This window comes from Sphingobacterium arenae, from assembly GCF_014692505.1.
In the GTDB taxonomy this organism is placed as follows: Bacteria; Bacteroidota; Bacteroidia; order Sphingobacteriales; family Sphingobacteriaceae; genus Sphingobacterium; species Sphingobacterium arenae.
The window spans coordinates 574,602-594,609 of the sequence record NZ_JACNYK010000001.1 but is presented as its reverse complement, the minus strand read 5'-3'; the positions used below and the strand labels follow the sequence as shown (position 1 = coordinate 594,609).

At 44.0% G+C, this 20,008-nt stretch carries 10 protein-coding genes; 2 read left to right on the top strand and 8 right to left on the bottom strand.

The features are described 5' to 3' along the window. Window position 1: 1 nt before the first annotated feature. The 3 genes from H8B17_RS02470 to H8B17_RS02460 all read right to left on the bottom strand — a co-directional run bounded on the left by H8B17_RS02470 (window position 2) and on the right by H8B17_RS02460 (window position 6,110). On the bottom strand, window positions 2-3,100 hold the full coding sequence (locus H8B17_RS02470) for a SusC/RagA family TonB-linked outer membrane protein (RefSeq protein WP_190307577.1): 3,099 nt from the start codon (window positions 3,098-3,100) through the stop codon (window positions 2-4). Window positions 3,101-3,109: 9 nt separating this feature from the next. Beyond that, window positions 3,110-4,549 carry an IPT/TIG domain-containing protein gene (locus tag H8B17_RS02465; RefSeq protein WP_190307576.1) on the bottom strand — a complete coding sequence of 480 codons (1,440 nt, stop codon included), beginning with the start codon at window positions 4,547-4,549 and terminating at the stop codon, window positions 3,110-3,112. Between the two features lie 412 nt (window positions 4,550-4,961). Further along, window positions 4,962-6,110, bottom strand: coding sequence for an aldose epimerase family protein (locus H8B17_RS02460; RefSeq protein ID WP_190307575.1), 1,149 nt, complete (start codon window positions 6,108-6,110; stop codon window positions 4,962-4,964). 208 nt (window positions 6,111-6,318) lie between these two features. Here H8B17_RS02460 and H8B17_RS02455 point away from each other — a divergent pair, with 208 nt between their 5' ends. Next, window positions 6,319-9,423: a ligand-binding sensor domain-containing protein gene (locus H8B17_RS02455; protein WP_190307574.1), complete on the top strand. Its 3,105-nt coding sequence runs from the start codon at window positions 6,319-6,321 to the stop codon at window positions 9,421-9,423. Between the two features lie 5 nt (window positions 9,424-9,428). Beyond that, on the top strand, window positions 9,429-10,208 hold the full coding sequence (locus H8B17_RS02450) for a response regulator transcription factor (RefSeq protein WP_190307573.1): 780 nt from the start codon (window positions 9,429-9,431) through the stop codon (window positions 10,206-10,208). A gap of 13 nt (window positions 10,209-10,221) precedes the next feature. On the opposite strand, the gene H8B17_RS02445 is transcribed toward H8B17_RS02450, so the two are convergent. The 5 genes from H8B17_RS02445 to H8B17_RS02425 all read right to left on the bottom strand — a co-directional run bounded on the left by H8B17_RS02445 (window position 10,222) and on the right by H8B17_RS02425 (window position 19,889). After that, the gene (locus H8B17_RS02445) at window positions 10,222-11,712 is read right to left on the bottom strand and encodes a sulfatase (protein ID WP_190307572.1); all 1,491 of its coding nucleotides are present in this window, start codon (window positions 11,710-11,712) and stop codon (window positions 10,222-10,224) included. Between the two features lie 9 nt (window positions 11,713-11,721). Further along, on the bottom strand, window positions 11,722-13,110 hold the full coding sequence (locus tag H8B17_RS02440; protein ID WP_223816310.1) for a sulfatase family protein: 1,389 nt from the start codon (window positions 13,108-13,110) through the stop codon (window positions 11,722-11,724). Between the two features lie 21 nt (window positions 13,111-13,131). Further along, window positions 13,132-14,976: a glycoside hydrolase family 2 protein gene (locus H8B17_RS02435; RefSeq protein WP_190307571.1), complete on the bottom strand. Its 1,845-nt coding sequence runs from the start codon at window positions 14,974-14,976 to the stop codon at window positions 13,132-13,134. Between the two features lie 120 nt (window positions 14,977-15,096). Further along, the gene (locus H8B17_RS02430; RefSeq protein WP_190307570.1) at window positions 15,097-17,529 is read right to left on the bottom strand and encodes a glutaminase family protein; all 2,433 of its coding nucleotides are present in this window, start codon (window positions 17,527-17,529) and stop codon (window positions 15,097-15,099) included. Between the two features lie 62 nt (window positions 17,530-17,591). Next, window positions 17,592-19,889, bottom strand: a complete 2,298-nt coding sequence (locus tag H8B17_RS02425) for a GH92 family glycosyl hydrolase (protein ID WP_190307569.1) — start codon at window positions 19,887-19,889, stop codon at window positions 17,592-17,594. Between the last annotated feature and the right edge of the window lie 119 nt (window positions 19,890-20,008).

Sequence of the window (20,008 nt, the reverse complement as noted above, 5' to 3'; positions counted from 1 at the left end):
GTTATAGATTAACGGTTACTCCAAAAGCTAAGGTTTTACTTAACGGATACACTTTTCCAGTCGGGTTCCCCAATTCCGGGTCCCACAGACTAAAAGGTGAAAATGTTAATAAATTTGTACCTGCAAAGAAAAGCCGTGCATTATTCACACGTATTCTGTTCACCAGCGCTTTCGGTAGAGAATATCCGATGTCTAACCGCTTTAAACGTATGTAAGAACCATCTCTGATCCAAAACGTGGATCTGCGATAATTATTGGAATTGCCCCCTTGACTTAACCGCGGGTATTCGGCATTTGGGTCCTCATTTTCGCCTAATATCCAACGATTGCTTTGCGCGAGATCATTGAGTATATTCCCCCAGCCGCTAGCTAGCTGAAACATGTACACCGAAGTGCCTTCGATAAAATAGCTGGATTTTCCCGCTCCCTGAAAGTGTACGTTGATATCAATGCCTTTCCAGTTGGCTGAAACCCCGAACCCATAGATTAAATTTGGTCGTGTAGTTGCTCCAATGGACGCGATATCCGCGTTATCCACAATTCCATCACCATTGATATCTTTGTATTTGATATCACCCGGCATGACTTCGCCAAAGGTTTGTCTAGGACTATTGCGGATGTCATCGTAATCTTTAAAAAGGCCGAGTGCAATCAATCCCCGCGCCTGATCGACACGATGCCCTTTATCCAATAAATAATCATAAATGGTATTCTGCTCGTCTCTTTCTAAAATTTCGTTTTTACTGTAGGTGATGTTACCCCGCAGTGTAAAATCCACAGCATTCACCTTTTGTTTGATAGCAATATTGCCGTCGAAGCCACGCGCTTCGACCGCCCCAACGTTAGCGGAAGGATTTGCCCCGCTTTCCAGCCCCACATAGCCCGGCAGAAAATTACGTTGCATATAAATCCCTTCTCGTTTTTCATAAAAGAAATCCACCGCACCATTAATGCGATCATTCAGAAACGAGTAATCAATACCTAGATCTTTCTTTGTTGCTATTTCCCAAGAGACGTCAGGGGAGGAAATAGAGGAATAACGCATGCCCGACCATATATTGTCTGCATTATAATCACCAAAATTATAGCCGCCTCCGTCCATCGTTTCAATATTATATAAATAGGGAAAACGCACCCCATTACCGAACCCCAACCGATCGTTTCCTGTTTTACCATGCGAATACCGAATCTTAAACATATCCACCCAATCCGCATCTTTTAGGAAGGGCTCTTCGGCCACATTCCATGCGCCGGAAAAAGCGGGAAAGAAGCCAAAGCGATAGTCCCGGTGGAAATTCTCTGATCCCGTATACCCAAAGTTAAAGTCTACGAAATAACGTTGGTCATAATTGTAGTTTACTCTCCCAGATAACCCCTGTATTCGTCTTGGAATACCATTTTTCAAGTCTGATCCGATTCCTTGGGTAAATACCAGTGAGGATTGCATATATTTAGCTATCGCACCAAAATTATGTTTACCAATCCCTTTGTTATAGATTAAATCCCATTCGAAAAAATCCCGTCTTTCACCATCTGAACCTGATGTCTGGGTCATCAATTGCTCCTCTTTTATGCGTTCGAACAATAAATCGCCATTTACATCCCGGTAACGATTTGCCTTCCATAGTTCTGGAAATTTATAGCGTCTGATATTATTCCAGTTCTTGGTATCGTAACCGTAACGTCCTATAAACCGAAGACCCGGTGTGATAAAATTCAAATTTTGCTCCAAATTTAACGTCGTTTGGATATTGTTTTGCCAGTTTTCATTGTATCCAGTCATGGTAGCCTGTACCCACGGATTAAAACGGTCGCCGTTATCGTCACCAAATGCCGGTATCTTACCGTTAGAATACATCAAAGGCTCCATAATCGGGTTGTATCCCATTAAAGCTGTCCAGATTGCATTGCTTCCTACTCCGGGATCGTTTTGCGTACGTAGGGAGCCTGAAACCCCTGCCCGTAACAACGTGGTTTTCGTGATATCCATATCGACTGTTAGTCGATAGGTATATCTTTTAAAGCCCGCATTGGTATTATAATCTTTTAAAGCCTCATCAATTTTGTACATCCCTTGTTGATCCTGATAACTGCCGGACACATAATACCGGGCGGTCTTTCCACCACCACTAAAACTCAGTACGCTACGCTTGCTCCAAGCGGCATCCCGCATCAAGACGTCCATCCAATCAACGTTCGCGAAACGATCCGTATCTAACCCATGCCGTAGAAGCTCCAATTCTGTTGGAGAATAAAATGGCTCTTGGTTTCTTGTCGTTCGCGCTTCGTTGGCCATGGATGCGTATGTGTAACCATCAACAAAATCGGGTAGTTTGGTAAACTGGCTGTAAAAACCCTCTGCCCGTGCATTGATGTTGACCTTGCCGTCCTTCCCTTTTTTCGTATTGATCAAAACGACTCCGTTTGCACCGCGACTACCGTAAATGGCGGTGGCAGAGGCGTCCTTGAGCAAGGTGAAAGACTCCACATCTTCCACATTGACCTCGTTCATATCCCGCTCAAAACCATCTACCAAAATGAGCGCCGCACTACTCGCACCAAACGTGGAAATACTACGAATCCAGAAGTCCGAAACTTCGCCCGGCCTACCCGAAGATTGCATTGCCATTATTCCAGGCACCTCGCCAGCCAAAGCATCAGCCATCGATGTTGATGGGTTATTTTTGAGTCGCTCCACGTCAACGGTCGTGATCGCACCAGTTACAGCTATCCGACGTTGGTTACCTGTAGCGGTTACAACGACTTCGTTGATTACACTGGCATCGGATTCTTTCATCACCACATTAACTTGTGACTGCTCTTTCAACAGCACTTCGACCTTATCGTAACCGATGTAGGTAAAAACTAGCGTTTGATAGCGTTTTAATTTTAAGCTGTAGCGGCCATCAACGTCCGTAATTGCTCCTAGTCCGGGTGCATTACTAACGGAAACATTCACACCGATCAGCGGATTCTTCCCCTCATCCGTGACGATCCCCGCTATCGTTACCTCTTCCTGAGCCGCCTGATCCTGTGCGGAGGAGATAAGGACGGTACCTAGAAAGATGACACATAATAATATTAAGTTTTTCTTCATCATAATTTATCATTAATCGTTATCGGTTGGTTCTTCTTCGTTTTCAGGAATTGCGTCGTCTTCGGTTTCTCGCGCAATTTTCCGGATGATTTTATTTTTACCACGCTCTCCTATGTAAAAACACTCGCGTGCTTCATCGTACGCAATAGCTCTAGGCTGATCGAAACGTGTTTCCGCACGTAAATCGCCATTGGCGTATCCAGCAGTACCGCTATTACCCCGCCCGGCAAAAGTAGTCACCCGACCTTCTGGCGTCACCTTCCGGATGGCATGATTAGCCATGTCACAGAAATAATAATCGTACTGTTCACCGCCTTGTTCTTCGTAATCCGGATTCTTCACGAAAACCCCCTGTACTGGATTATTTATGCGTGCAAAAGTTCCCACGCCATCTGCATACCCGCTTTGGCCTGGCATTCCCGCAATAGGATATGGATTTTTAAACGTTTTTCGTTCGTAATCGTATTCAGACTTCATAATATAATGCCTCTCAAAATTAGTTAGATAAGCATAGTCTCCCGAAGGGTGCACAACCATATAGATCGCATTGGCAGAATAAGCACTTGGAAAAGCGGCTTCCACTTTCTGTTCCTCAAAGTCGTACCGGAATACACTGTTCGCACGGAAACCACCATAATACAATTCACCATTTGTAGGATGAACCATAACACCATTCACGCCGCGTGCATTTACAAGGATCGGATTTCCCGGTGCTGCAAAGCCATTGGCTCTAGCGAAGATATGATGGGCCACCCTAGTATCACTCGCATGATTATCCGGTAAAATCATATCTTGATTGCCGTCAATTCGCCATGCCATAGAGCTTACTCTTGACAGCCCGGTGCGAAAATAACTGACGTACTCGTTCTCCAAATCGACCAGCCTCGCATTCGAACCCTCCGCCATAACATACATGTGGTTTGGGTTTTGTGGGTCAAATGAAAACCAGTTTATATTATTAAATCCTCCACAGTCGTCAAATGGTCCTTCCTTTTCTTCGAATTGGTTGGTCACTTCGTAATACTTACCGGCGAGCGTAGAAGACAACCACTTTTTTATATAGACAAATACCTCTTTAGCCTCGGCACGCGCCACCTCTTCTCCTCCCCTATCAATTACGGATACTTTTATATCGCCGTCAAAGGCTCCTTGTGGAACGGTACAATACAAGGTATTATTTTTTACATTGATAACCGGCGCTCGCTTCCCCCCGATAATGACATTCACTTGAGAACGATCGCTACCGAAATTATCACCATAAAGGATCAAATTGCTCCCTGCCCCCCCCTCTTTCGGAAGAAAATCCGTTATCGAGACTGGTTTCGAAGGATCAAAATCTACGACAGAATCTTCATCACTACTCTCCTTACACTGCACAAAGCAAAGCATAATCATGGCCAGCCATATTCCATGGAAGGGCTTCCATATTTTACTCATTTTCTCTACTTTCATATACGTTTTATATTGGTTAAAAATTTTCTTTTACATACAAGATCTATTGGTTTGCTACCCTTTTCAAGTGTCTTCTTTTGTATTCATTAATTAAGAGTTTAGTTTGTAGAGCGACATCATCTGTTTTAACTCGCGCTAATAGAACGTTTATATTTGTTTTTTAAAAAAGTGAGATACCTTAGGTTTTACCTAGTTAGTCGGTGCTATTTCATCATCACTATTTTCGATTTCTAATTGCTAGTACAATTTTAGAGAAAGGCAATGGCAATAATCGGTTAAATTGTCTCATTTTTTTGCATAATTGTATCAATTACCCTAAAGCACTGAATGTAACGACTTTCCGATAGGGATAATAAAGAAAATGGGCGATGTATTTTATTTACATCGCCCATTTTTCCTGAAGGTGTATATACTATTGTTTAATACCAAATCGGTAAATACTGGAGCTGGTATACTGCTGTCCAGGCTCCAATATCGTCGAAGGCCATACGGGTTTACTTGGCGAATCGGGGTAGTGCTGAGGTTCTAGGCAAAGACCTGTTTGCTTTTGGTAATCTACTCCATTCTTTCCTGTTCGCGAACCGTCTAACATATTACCACTATATACTTGTATGCCTGGTTCCGTCGTGTACACGCCTAAGGTTATACCTGATGACGGCGAATACACCTCGGCCGCAGGAACGTCTAACTTACCGGGGGTACGGAGTACGTAATTATGATCAAAACCTTGTGCGCGTTGCAATTGCTCGTGCAAGCTATCTCGTGATAAAGCATCCTTAACGGAAATAGGGGTCGTAAAATCAAAGGGGCTTGACGCCACATTCTCCATCGTACCGACAGTGATAAGCTCCTCGTTCAACGGGGTATAGCGATCAGCATTGACCAAAAGCACATGATCTAATATGGTGGTCTCCGGGTTTCCGGACAAATTAAAGAAACTGTGGTTCGTCATATTGATAACCGTTTTCTTATCCGTCTCTGCCAAATAATCTATTTTCAAAGCATTCTCTTCGTTTAAAGTAAACGTTACTTTGACTTTAACCTCACCCGGAAATCCAGCTTCCCCATCTTTCGAGACATAACTTAATATAAGCGAATTATCCGCAGGCTGTTCGGCGTCGAACACTTTGCCACGCCATCCGTCTGCCCCGCCGTGAATCGTATGCTCACCGTCATTAACATCTAATGAAATCGTGTCTCCATCCAATACAAATTTTCCGTAAGCAATTCTGTTTGCGAATCTTCCAACAGTGGCACCAAATGACGATGGCTTGTCCGCATATTCTTGTATGTTGTCAAAGCCTAGCACGACATCTTGCAGCTGTCCATCACGATCAGGCACCATGAAGGAGACTATCCGACCACCATAATTTGTTATACAAACTTCTACTCCTGCTTTATTTCGCAAGATAAACAGATCTGTCTTTTTATTTTCTATTACATCTTCAAAATTCTTCCGGTCGAGCCCCGAAACAGTCTTCTGCTCTTTCACTGGGCTTTGGCAGGCGCCGACGAGTATTGTTAATAATACGGATAGTAGGTTTATTTGATTTTTCTTCATGCGTTTGTTCTAAGTTTATCAATATTAAAGCTTTTCTTCAACATTTCGGTTCCATTGAAAAGAAAAATGCATAATAAAAACATATCCAGAAAATTTCTATCAAAATTGTATCAATATACAGTGAATTCGTCTCAAAAAAACTTTTCTTGTCGGCGCAACTTGTCCGGTATCTAAACTTCTCCTATTTTTATAGGATAGACCTGTTTACATGTTAGCAAGACTTTGGCTTCTTTTGTTTTTTTGTGTCACCACCGTACGGTTGGTAAGCTCTCCTTATTATTTCAATCATTTCCAAGTCAATAGAGGACTGTCAAACAACGCTATATTATGTAGTGTACAGGATCAGGATGGATTTATCTGGTTTGGTACACGGGATGGGTTGAACCGGTTTGATGGATATCGCTTCAAAAACTTTTTTCACGAATCGGAAAATGAGAAAAGTTTAGGAAGCAACCTGATCCACAGCCTTATGGTGCGCAAAACAAACGAGATTTGGGTGGGAACCGATCAGGGCATCTATATCTATGATCCGCAGCAGGAGGAATTTTCTCTTTTTGATAAGGTTTACAAAAGTGAGAGTTTACAGATCTCCGAAGATCAACAGGGAAATATTTGGTTTATTTCCAATAGCAGCCTGCACAAATACGATCCAAAGACGCAACAAGTCGATAAAACCTATGCAGAGCGATGGAAGGAAAAAACGCATGCCTTCTGTATTGACCAGAATAACGAAGTTTGGATAGGGTTAAAGGAAAGTATCTGCCATGTGAACAGCGGGAAAGAGTATACTTTTTCCAACGGGAAGCAATTCACGGGCGGCGTGGAAGAGCTGTTTGTAGACGACAACAACGACATTTGGATCGGAACGTCTCATCACGGGGTTTACAAATGGAACAGAGACAGCAAGGAAACCCAGCACATGATCAAAAACATCGGCAATAAGCCGCTTTATGTACGAGAAATAGCGCAAATAAACGAAAATCAGCTATGGATTGGGACAGAAAGTGGGCTATTCGTGCACGACATGCATACCCATAAAACAACGCATATTACGCATGAAAAAGATAATCCGTGGAGTCTTTCGGATAATGCCATTTACGCTGTTATGAAAGATAACCAAGATGGGATATGGATTGGTACCTTTTTTGGCGGAATAAACTATTACCATCCGCAACATAACCTATTTGAAAAGATATTCCCGCGTAACTCGCCCAATTCGATTGGGGGCCATGCTGTTAGAGAAATTGTGGAGGATGGACAACAAAACCTTTGGATAGGCACAGAGGATCAGGGATTGGCCTATTGGGATCAAAAATCAAATAATTTTATCAATTTCGGGCCAGAAGATGGTTTAGCGCATACCAATATACATGGCTTGCTCATTACAGGAGACAGTTTATTGATCGGTACGTTTTTCCAGGGGCTTGACGTGATCGATATACGACAAAAAAAAGTGATCAAACACTTTGATTCTAACAATACGAATCAAGCCCTCAAGAGTAATTTTATTTATCATATTTACAAGACATCAAACGGGAAAATTTTATTGGCAACTGCACCGGGGATCTTCCAGTTTATTCCAGGGGAAAATCGATTTATTCCCTTTAAACGTGCCCCGGATCACGTCTTTTTTACATCGATCTTTGAGGATAGGGAACAAACACTATGGTTTACTACCTGGCGCGATGGTTTATATAAATTAAAATCAGGCCAAGAAAAACCGACCCGTTTTGTACACGACCCAAAAGACCATTCGACGATTAGCAGTAATCGCGTTAATCGTGTATTTCAAGATTCAAAAGGAAAGATTTGGGTTGCCACAGAGAGTGGGCTATGTATTTATGATGAAAATAATCAGTCCTTCAAACGTTTCACCTCAAAAGATGGGCTACCGAGCAACCTTATCTTAGCTATGCAGGAAGACGATTCCGAGAATTTATGGATATCGACTACCAAAGGATTGGTGAAAATGAATATTCTGTCTCATCGCATTGAAACGTATAGTTTAGAACACGGTCTATTGGATCTTCAATTTAATTATAACTCGGCGTTCAAGGATTCTAACGGCTTGCTTTATTTTGGAGCGTCGAAAGGACTAATCCGATTCGATCCGTCATCCGTTACCGACTTATATAAGACAGATTTTTACACGCCTATTTACATTACCGGCATCCAAACCAATCAACATGAACTAACTATACAAGACAAAAACAGCGCGCTGTCCAAATCCATCTTATACACAAACAGCATCAAATTGAAATACGATGAATCAACCGTTAGTCTTGATTTTGTTGCCTTAAATTTTGCGTCAGCTAATGCGACCTCCTACCTGTACCGTCTCGTCGGGCTAGACACAACATGGACTTTTTTAAGAAACAATACAAAAGCAAATTTCACAAAAATTCCTCCCGGGAAATATACGTTCGAGGTTATGGCTGCTGATGCCAACAAGACACCTATTTCAAAAATAAAGTCGTTGGAAATCGTCATACTTCCGCCCTTTTGGGCCAGTGTTCCGGCTTACATTATTTATGCATTGTTCTCTCTGGGGTTAATAGGTATGGTGCTCTATTGGTACGACCAAAAAATGAAAGAAAAGAATAGACAACGACTAGAGAAAATCAAAGCACATAAGGAAAAAGAACTTTACAAGGCTAAGATGGACTTTTTCATGCAGATAACCCATGATATTAAAACACCATTAACACTGATCAAAGCGCCGCTTGAAAAAATAATGTTGGGTGCCGAGCCGAAAAAATCGGAAAAGTGGCTAAAAACGATCCACCAAAACACGGAAAAACTACTCTTAATGACAGACAATCTTCTGGACTTCAGAAAAGTAGAAAGCGAACATTTTTCTTTAAAGCTTAAGAGACAATCGGTAGCTTCCCTTATTTTAATCTGTTTACAGGATTTTGCGCCGCTAATAGAAAGCAAACAAATCAAGCTGACCAAGTGCCTGGACAAAACCTTATATGCCGACGTTGATATTGAAGCGATGTATAAGATTCTTTCCAACTTACTGTCAAATGCGACGAAGTATGCGGAAAAGGAGGTCCATGTTAATCTTTATAAAGTTGCAGAAAGGGCGAGTTTCTGCATAGAGGTAAAAAACGATGGTGTTCTACTTTCAGACGAAGAGATAACACAGATTTTCGAACCCTTTCAGCGCGCCAGTACGCACTATCGCGTTAAAGGATCGGGACTCGGGCTGGCACTGGCTTATTCATTTACTTCTTTGCATGGTGGCACATTAGTTTATAAAAAGAATTCAGAAAATTTGAATATATTTGTTTTAGAGATACCATTATAAATGCTATGCATATCGATTTGGCAATAGAAAAGTCCGTTATTTTGTTAGCAGATGACCATGTGGACATCTTGGATTTTATAGCGGATGACTTAGAGGAGAAGTATGAGGTGGTCAAAGCGCTTAATGGACGAGAGGCTTTGGAATACGTGTATGCACATGACGTGGACCTGATCGTCAGCGACATCATGATGCCCCAATTAAATGGTTATGAGTTCTGCACTAAACTGAAAGAAGATGAACAGTACAGCCATATCCCTTTTATTATGTTAACGGCTAAAAACAGTCTACAATCCAAGATAGAAGGCTTGGAATATGGGGCAGACGCTTACATTGAGAAACCGTTTTCACCAAACTTTCTGGAGGCTCAAATAGCTAGCCTCTTGCGCAATAGAAAACATGTCAAAGATCATTTCCAACGAATACCGAGCAGCCCCTTGGATATCAGTGGGCATAACAAATCTGACCAAGCCTTCTTAAAAAAGATCAATAAACTAATTTTACAAAATATGGCCGATCCTGCACTTTGTGTGGATATGTTGGCCGATCGATTGCATATGAGCAGACCGACGCTTTATCGAAAAATAAAGGTTCTTTCTGATCTATCACCCAATGAACTCATCAACTTGACACGATTAAATAAAGCTAGCCAACTGCTGTTGGATGGCGAATATAAGGTTTATGAGATTGCCGATCTTTTGGGTTTTAGCACCGCATCACATTTTTCCCGAAATTTCCAAAAGCAATTTGGGATCAGCCCGAAAGACTACGCGGCAAAGCATAAATAACGTAACAAAAGGGTTATCGAGATGATGGAACACGCCCTGGCATCGGTGCCGGATGCCGTCCCAGAATGGTCTGAAGCTCCCGGAGCACCTCCTGATGTTCTGCGGCAATATTCTTGACTTCGCGCGACCCATGCTGATAATCGTACAACTCATATTCCGCGTTTCCCGTGGTATCGCCGATTTTCTTCCATTCCACCATACGATAGCGATCGGTACGGATAGCCCGCCCCAACCGTCCTCCTCTCGGAAAACTGTGGTAGGCATGATCCCGGACCCGGACTTCCGGATCCTGGAGTACAGGCACCATACTTAACCCATCAACGGGTTGCGGCACCTGCGGAACCGGCAATCCGGCGAGTTCCACCAACGTGGGGTAAATGTCGACCGTCTCGGTGAGCTGCGCGGTATGGGTACCTGCCTGTACCAAGCCTGGTGCAGAAATAATTAAGGGTATATGATTCGCCAACTCATAATTGACGTGCTTCGTCCACATGCCCATATCACCCAGCATATAGCCGTGGTCGCCCCAGAGCACGACAATCGTATTTTCATCGAGACCAAGCGCACTAAGTTCTTCCAGCACCTTGCCAATCTGGGTATCCACATAACTCACACCGGCATAATAGCCGTGTATCAATTTACGGCTAAGACTATCCGGAAAGGCAGCTTCTGTAACATGGGTCGGAATGGGAGTATACTGATCGATTTCCACACCGTATTTCACGGCATATGGAGGCGCCCCTTCCGGTCGCACACGATGTGTAGGTAATGGTAAATTCGGTTCATCATACAGCGCCCAGTACTTTTTAGGCACAGAAAATGGTAGATGCGGCCGGGCGAAACCTACGGCCAAGAAAAACGGTTGATCCGGTTGCGATTTTAATTCCCGAAGGCGATTAACCGCCCGCTTCGCGACACGACCATCCGCATAGGCATCGTCGGCAACATCAGGTAACTCCCAGGCGCGCCCCCGAGGCAATCCACGAGCGTCCTGATTCGAAAAGAGCGCTTCTTCACGCGTGAACCCCAACGCTTTACTGGTCGGATCAACGTACTCGATGACCAACTCCTTGTGGTGTGGCACGCTCCAAGATAGGTCATCCGCGTAAGTACCATGGCCAATATGAAAGACCTTACCCATTGATTCGGTGTGATAACCGTGTTGCTTAAAATATTGCGGCAGGGTCACGGCATCTGGATAATAGTCCCGAAAATTTTGTCCGAATCCGTAAATTCCCGACGAGGTAGACCTGCTACCCAACAGCAGATTAAACCGCGAGGGCGCGCAAACGGCTTGATTGGAATACGCTCGCTCAAACCGGAATCCTTGTGCAGCCAGCTTGTCGATGTTCGGTGTGATTGCGACAGGATCTCCGTACGCCCCTATTGCCGGACGCAGGTCATCGACGAGAATAAACAGGATATTAGGCTTCTTCTCTTGTGCACTCACAAGAAGAGACAGTACCATCGACGCCGCTATTAAAAGATAAGTTCTCCTATTCATCAGCTATACTCAATCAACCGGTGGATTTGCCCGACCGGTCGTCAATTCCGGCAAGTAAGTACGCCAAGTAATCAGCTTCGTCCGCAGCTCCTTGACAATATCCGGATGCGCGTCGGCTACATTCCTCGTTTCATAGCGATCCATCTCCATATTATACAATTCGGGATTATTTTTGTGGTTATCCATAAGCAGCTTCCATTTCCCCGACCGGATAGCCAGATTGGGACTTCGGTCTCTACCACGTGGGAAATTAAACGCATAATCATTCCTACCATATTCCCAATACATATCTTTAGTACGCGGCGCTGGTGTTCCTAACCAAACGGACTTGCGATCTTCACCATCACCTTTGTAATTGGCGGGTATCTCGGCAGTTGCGATGTGGGCTAGTGTCGGCACCAAATCTGTCGAATTCAATACCGAAACACTGTCTGTTGCGCCTGCAGGCACTTGGCCTGGCCAACGCACAATGAACGGCATTCGTATACCACCTTCGTACAGCGAAAGCTTCGTGCCGCGAAGGCCTCCGTTTCGACTGCCCTTGAAACTCGGCAATGCACCGTTGTCACTGGTGAAGATGACCACGGTATTCTCGGCGATACCTAGTTCACGCAGTCCGTCGAAGAGCCTGCCCATTTGTTTATCAAACTCGGCCAACACGAGTTTGAATGCGGCCTCTTCCTTAGGGTTCATCGGAAACTGACCCGACTGCCGCCGGTTCTCTTCAGGCACCCAAGGATCGTGCATATCGTCGGGCCATAAATTCACAAAACAGGGTGTGCCCTGATGCCGACGCAAAAAGTCAAGCGTTTTATCCACGAAGTAAGCTGTCCTATCCCAACGCTTTACGCTATCTACGTCGGACCATATCCAGTCGGTAGCTGTCAATACCGGATCCGGCTCTGGGCTTTCATAGGTGCTGGCGTGCTCATCAAAACCATATTTCTTAAATTTTGGCGCATTTTTTATATCCCTTCCGCCGCCCATATGCCATTTCCCAAAATGTGCCGTTGTATAGCCTGCACCTTTCAGGATCTTAGCGATAGAAGGTGCGTGTACATGTAGATAGTTGGCCTGCTCCGCCAGTTCGTTGCTCCGTCTGTTGTTTAAAAAGGTAGTAAAATTCCATTCTGCCGGGAACATACCGGTGAGAATACTCGTGCGCGAAGGGCTGCAAATCGGGGATGCACTATAGTATTGGGTGAACCGGCTACCTTCTAACGCAAACTGGTCAAGCCGAGGAGTCGGAACGAAATTTCCGCCAAATGCACCGATATCACTAAACCCCATATCATCGGTTAAAATCACGATAATATGGGGTTGTTCCTGACTCCAAGAAGTAAGGGTTTGCATTAGGAACCCAATTAGGAATATACTTTTGATAACGACATTCATCATTGAGGTTATCTTAACACATTATTACTGGACAACATGTTGGTATAACACTTCGTGCATCTTTTTAAGCTCTGCTTCTGGAATTTTAATCACTTTCCTATCATACGTCATTAACCCGTTGGTTTCTACCTCCACATCCGTTGTTTGGGTATAAACGCCTGCAGACAAACCACGCTTGACTAACGCGTTCAAATCTGTTACCAATTCCTGATAACGCTTTTTAAGCTCTTCTTTGTTTTTAAACGATTGATAACCCCAGTTGTCTTTTTCCTGCCAAGTGTGGCCTTCTACCGGTAATCCCAGTCCGCCAAACTCGCCCAAAGCCAATACAAATTTGTCACCGAAAAGATTCGGATCGGGCATAGCCGCACCGGGGTAATTGTGGATATCCAATATATGTCCGATATAGGCAAAGTTACCACCACTAGCACTATTCACTAACCGAGATGGGTCATAATTCATGGTCCATTCTGTAATCTCTTTCGTTTTAAACTGCCCCCAGGCCTCATTGAAAGGTACCCAAACGACGATGCTCGGAAAGTTATGTAATGCATCCATTATAGCCTTCCATTCCTTTTTATAAATTGCTTCCGATTCGGATGTCCTGTTCTTATCGTGTATACCGTTGGAAATTTTACCGGGCTGCATGTCCCAGATATTTTCGCCAAGATCTCCACTCGGCATGTCCTGCCACACCAAAATGCCAATGCTGTCACAGTGACGATACCAGCGGGCTTGTTCCACTTTGATATGCTTACGGATCATGTTGAACCCCATTTCCTTCGTTTTGACAACATCAAATTTCAACGCTTCATCGCTCGGCGGAGTATGTAGTCCATCTGGCCACCAGCCTTGATCTAACGGCCCATAATGAAACACAAACTCATCATTCAAATACATGCGCTGAATACCATCATTACCTGTTTTTACACTTATTTTTCGCATAGCGAAATAGCTTTTAACTTGGTCGATTACCTTACCCTTACGCACCAGCTTGATATCCAAATCATAAAGTTTCGGATTGTCCGGGTTCCATAGCATAGGGTTCTTCAAGGACAAAGCTAACGCTTGGTTTGCAGCAAATTGTTGTTCTGCAATCTTCTGCGCGCCGTCATAAACTTCCACGAGCAGTTGATCTCCCTCTTTTGCTTCCGCGACTTCGGCCGAAAAATGCAGTAAGGACTGATCAACGTCTGGTGTCTGCTTTGTGTTAACTATATAGCTCTCGGGCACATTTTCTAACCAAACGGTCTGCCATATGCCCGTTACCGGCGTATACCAAATCCCATGTGGATTATTGATCTGCTTTCCACGCGGTTGCGGACCGTCACTGGTTGGATCCCAGACGCGCACCACCACTTCTTGTTCGGTTCCCTTCTTTAAAGCGGAGGTAATATCGAAAGAAAATGGATCGAAACCGCCCTCGTGTTGACCGATATGCTGCCCATTAACGTATACGTCACACTGCCAGTCTACTGCACCAAAATGTAGCAAAGCACGTCCTTTACGAAAGGTTTTAGGTACGGAGATCGTTCTACTATACCATAAAGCTTTGTCTTTTCCGACCTCCTTCCCTACACCAGATAGGGCTGATTCAACAGCAAACGGAACCAATATATCTCCTTCCCAAGATGTTGGTTTTTCAGAAATGGATTTATCGACAATGGTATATTTCCATAATCCGTTTAACGTTTTCCAATTCTCCTTGCGTTCCAATTGTGGTCTAGGGTATTCTGGATGCGGATTCTCCGGATCCAGATGTTCCCCCCAAGTAGTTAAAATTTTGTCGCCTGCTGGCTTCCAATCTTGCGCCTGAACAGCGAAGCAGCTCGTTGTGACTAAACATGCAAATGCAAAAAATCGCTTCATTATTGTTTCTATTTTGATTTCCCGGTTTATATTTCAAAAATGCAATATAAAGAAAATAAAACCTTGACCTTTTAATTCAAAATAGCACCAAATCGTCTCAATGTCTAATCAAAACGATCATTACCGCGTCCATTCGTCGGCGAGTAGCTTCATGTAGAACCCGCCAACCACACTTCTCGCTTTAAAATTTTCGCGAATACCGGTCGTACTATCATAGAAATCATTCAGCGGTACACGCGTAGGAGCCTCGAGTACAAAGCGGTATAACGGATCGATAAACTTTTCAAAAGTGGTCTGGTTGTCCGTTAATGTCGCCGTCCAAATAATCCAGTCGTTCTTCGTATAATTTTTACGGCTATCAAGAGGCAGACCAAAGCGATTCATCCGTGGCAGATAATAAGCGATCTCTTTCGTAGCCACTTCTTTGGGAAACAGATTAAAATCCAAAACCTTATCCCAAATGAGATTATATTTTTGACTCCAGGTGTTTGGGTCATCGAACGTTAGTGCATAGTGATCGCCACCGTCTGCTAAGTTCATCCATTGGGGTACCATGTCCTCTGCAATCTTTCGGTAACGATTGGCAATTTCTTTTTTTCCTAACATTTCTGCCAGCTGGGCATAACTCGCTATTCCCATAATTGCTTTCAACGAAAGATTGGCGTTCCGCGCAAGATGACCCGCGAAATCGTCTGTACAGAGCTGGGTTTTCGGATCCAACCCTTCTTTCACTAAATAATCAGCCCACGTGGTTAGAGTCTTCCAATGTTTTTCTGCATACCGCGCATTTCCCTGCGCGCGGGCTATTGCGGCCGTCATAATCAACATATTCCCGGACTCTTCTACCGGCATAGGCTCTCCATACGTCTGCCCATTAGCTAAAGGATAGGTACCGAGGTCGTGCGCCGCCCAAGGGTGTGGGTATTTTCCACTCTCACTGAAATAGAAAATACCATTGAGCATCCCTTGTAGCAAGACAGGGTTATATTTTAAGTATAGCGGTGACGAGGGATAGGTCACATCTACCGTATTAATAAATCCTCCGCTGTTATTTTCCTTGGAAAGCCACAGTACTTCTTTTTCCGGTCCTTCAACCAGGGTATGGGCTGCAATACTCTGTCGGTATGCTAAAACACAGAGGTGGGTGTATTGTTTTCCACCTGCTTCATCCGTATGCATTCTAAGGGTTCTGTCAAAATCAGCACACTGCTGCATCAGTTTTTCATAATCTTTTACCGCAGCATGTAGCTGTGTTTCGAAAGAATGGTTTCCATTTTTGTTCCACCAAGGACGTAAATCCGTATGGAAATACTGAATGGCATATATTTCATCATACCCAATAGTTAGGAAACGCTGTACTGGAGTGGAACCGACAGCACCTAAAGAAATTTCGGTATGCAACGATAGCGATTTTCCTCGGTTTGAATTCTCATTTTTCTGATCGTTACCCCCGGACAAAAATTGCCTAACATCGTTTCCGGATGGAGCAGCCACATATAAATACCCCCAATCTATACGCATATCGTCGGCTCCCTTTTGCAATACAGGTTGCTCAACGGTACCCACTTTCAATATGGAGAGCTTTCCGTCTTGATAGGCTTGCCCTTCTACCTCTTGCTGGTCGGGCATATAAACCGCTATATCAGAAGATACTTCCTGATGTATCTTAACATCATGTTTCTTTCCATCCTTTGCTGTCACCTCATAAGAGACATAGGAAACGGGGCGCGCAAGAAGATCAAGATCATCCATCAATAAGGGTGAAGTAAAGGTAACCTTCAGCGCTACTGCACCGGCGTCAAATGTATACGCTGTTTGTGTAGCCTCTATCGCCACCGATGTTTGTTCCGCAATGGATACCTCCGCCTTATCAGACGGCATACTGTTTACTAAATCAAAATCTAAAAAGCGACCACCTGCCGTATTTTTCAGGTGAACCGCAAGCACATTTTGCCCTTTGCGTAGAAGCCCTTTCGCTTTAGACGAAATATCGAAATAATCGAAACGATGGTTCCAACCGTCTCTTTTAAACACAAGCGTCCCGTTTAGATACACTTCAATGTTATCATCATGATGCAATTTCAGGAATAGCGGCTCGTTGTCATTTATCTTATCCAGCGAGAACTCCCGCCTTACCCAAATATTGTCAGATGCCCAAAATGTACCCGCTACTGATTTATCATCGGATACAGGCAATACGCCGTCTTTCCAATCTGAATCTTCAAAGTCTGGCAATTGCCAAGCTTCGTTTTGCGGCTGCTCTACATACCGAATACTGGCCTTTTCGTCCTCGGCTATTATCGAGGTGTAACGGAGCTTCTCCTTGCCCATGAAACGGTACAGTGTACCGTCGACTTCAAGATAGCCAGTCAAACCGTGTGCTGCACCGGTCCAGTGCTCCGTGACTTTATCTGTCAGAAGATCACTAGTCGACCAGATACTGAAATTCGGATTATGTGTAATCAAGGGATAGGCCGGAGCTTTCCGAACTTGATCAACTTGTCCGTAAGTTGTTAATATGCATAAGACGAAAACAAATAGCCCTATGCCCATGTGTTTTCCATTTTTTATAAAGTTTCGAACGCCTATCATACTATTCTATTTGGTTTACAATATTACTCTTTATCCCCTAATTCGTCAGAAAACGAATACGGCTTATCTCCATGTGCTATCCCTCGGGATAGATTGGGTTGTGCGGACATGCTGAATTTTAGCTGAGCACCTTTATATAAATCGGCTATACGCAAGAAATTGTGTGTATAGTTCTTGCCGTTTACACGCAGCTGATCAACGTATACATTTTCTTTTGATTGATTTTCTGCGGAGATTGTTATCTTTTTTCCGTTCTCCAGCTGTAGTGTTACTTCGTCAAACTGTGGTGATCCCAGTACATATTCGCCGGATCCTGGTGCGACCGGATAGAAACCCACAGCAGAAAATACATACCAAGCTGAAGTCTGCCCGTTGTCTTCGTCGCCACAATAACCGTCTGCTGCTGCAGAGTAGAGTTTATCCATGATCTGCCGAACCCAATACTGCGCCTTCCATGGCGAAGCGGAATAGTTGTAAAGGTAAGGCATATGTTGTATAGGTTGATTGCCATGTGCGTATTGTCCCATATTCATAATCTGCATTTCCCGCATTTCATGGATCATGCCTCGACTTTTCATCCCCTCCAAACTAGGCACCAAAAAGACGGTATCTAACATGCCGGTAAAAGCCTCATTGCCCCCCATTAAGTCGATCAACCCTTGTGGATCATGAAATACACAGAAGCTCCAATGCCATGAATTACCTTCGGTAAATTCCTCAGACCAGGCGCTTGGTTCAAAATTTGCGATAAAGGACCCATTCTTATTCTTTCCGCGCATAAGCTTTGTGGAAGGGTCGTAGAGATTTTTGTAGTTTAGCGCTCTTTTGGCGTATACGCTGGTTTCTGCATCCGGTCGTCCCAAAGCCTTGCCAAACTGATATATACACCAATCGTTGTAAGCATATTCTAATGTCCGGGCAGCATTCTGCGAAATACCGGCATCAGCGGGTATATAGCCTAACTTGTTATAAAGTTCATGTCCATACCGTCCGGTGGAGGTATTCTTTGGGTGCACGTTATTCGCTCCCCATTGGACCGCTTCCCATAATACCAATGGATCGTAACCTTTTCGTCCGGTGAGATACGCATCTGCTACTACAGAAGCAGAATTATTTCCGATCATGGAAGCACGATGTCCGGGAGACGCCCATTCCGGTAGAAAGCCACTCTCTTTATACGCGTTCACCAGCCCTTCCTGCATGCGATCGTTCATGGATGGATAAAGCAGGTTCAATAACGGAAAAAGACTACGAAACGTATCCCAAAACCCGGTATCGGTGAACATCTCTCCCGGTAATACTTGTCCGTTATAGGGGCTATAGTGCACACGGTTTCCTGCGGCGTCTATTTCCGAAAGATCTCGCGGGAAGAGTGTAGAGCGGTACAAACAGGAGTAAAAGGTGCGGAGGCGATCGATATCCTGATCTTTGATACGGATCCGGCCGAGCACTTCATTCCATTGGTTACGTCCTTCACTAGCAACTTCCTCTAAGGATTTCCCACGCACCTCATCTAGATTCAACGATGCTTGTTCAAAACTGATAAACGAAGACGCTACGCGAGCGGTCACCTGCTGTCCCCTTTTCAACCCTTTGAAGCCTATAATTGCACCCGCATGATCCGTCGTAACTTCTAAACCCTTGGCATTCATTTTTCCATTGTCCACAACGAAATGGCTGTCCATCGGCTGGTCAAATTCAATTACAAAATAATTCTTAAAGTTTTCTGGTGTTCCACCACTATTACGGGTGTTATAGCCAATAATCTTATTTTCTTCCGGAATAAGCTTGACAAAAGAACCTTTATCAAAAGCGTCGATGACAACATACGCACTATCGGTTTTTGGAAAGGTAAACTTGAACACGACAGCACGTTGTGATGGACTGAATTCTGTTTTAACGTCGTGATCCGCAAGGAATACGCTATAATAGTATGGCTTTGCGATTTCGGCCTTATGAGAGAACCAACTCGCCCGAGCACCCTGATCAAACACCGGTTGTCCGGTTATAGGCATCAACGAAAATTGTCCGTAATCGTTGTTCCACGGACTCGGCTGGTGTGTCTGTTTAAAACCTTTAATTTTGTCTGCAGTATAGGTATATATCCATCCGTCTCCCATATTACCGGTCTGTGGTGTCCAGAAGTTCATACCCCAAGGGCGGGCGATAGCGGGATAGGTATTCCCTGTTGAAAGCTCATATTTAGATAAGGTCCCTACCAATGGATTTACGTAATCGACAGGATCGGGTGATTGTGCAAAGATTTTCGGAAGGCTCGCCGTCCATAATAGAATTAACAGGAAAAAAGAATGTTGTTTCATATGTGTTTGTATTTTATTTTTTTATGGCCATTTGGAATATCCAGCATAAATTCATCGATGTTTATGGTTGGTAGTCGTGGACATTTCATGCATGTTATTTAAAGATTATTTATTTAATT

Excerpts from the sequence above, each read along its gene's own strand:
- H8B17_RS02470 (WP_190307577.1), bottom strand. The coding sequence starts at position 3,100 with ATGATGAAGAAAAACTTAATATTATTATGTGTCATCTTTCTAGGTACC.
- H8B17_RS02465 (WP_190307576.1), bottom strand. The coding sequence starts at position 4,549 with ATGAAAGTAGAGAAAATGAGTAAAATATGGAAGCCCTTCCATGGAATA.
- H8B17_RS02460 (WP_190307575.1), bottom strand. The coding sequence starts at position 6,110 with ATGAAGAAAAATCAAATAAACCTACTATCCGTATTATTAACAATACTC.
- H8B17_RS02455 (WP_190307574.1), top strand. The coding sequence starts at position 6,319 with ATGTTAGCAAGACTTTGGCTTCTTTTGTTTTTTTGTGTCACCACCGTA.
- H8B17_RS02450 (WP_190307573.1), top strand. The coding sequence starts at position 9,429 with ATGCATATCGATTTGGCAATAGAAAAGTCCGTTATTTTGTTAGCAGAT.
- H8B17_RS02445 (WP_190307572.1), bottom strand. The coding sequence starts at position 11,712 with ATGAATAGGAGAACTTATCTTTTAATAGCGGCGTCGATGGTACTGTCT.
- H8B17_RS02440 (WP_223816310.1), bottom strand. The coding sequence starts at position 13,110 with ATGATGAATGTCGTTATCAAAAGTATATTCCTAATTGGGTTCCTAATG.
- H8B17_RS02435 (WP_190307571.1), bottom strand. The coding sequence starts at position 14,976 with ATGAAGCGATTTTTTGCATTTGCATGTTTAGTCACAACGAGCTGCTTC.
- H8B17_RS02430 (WP_190307570.1), bottom strand. The coding sequence starts at position 17,529 with ATGGGCATAGGGCTATTTGTTTTCGTCTTATGCATATTAACAACTTAC.
- H8B17_RS02425 (WP_190307569.1), bottom strand. The coding sequence starts at position 19,889 with ATGAAACAACATTCTTTTTTCCTGTTAATTCTATTATGGACGGCGAGC.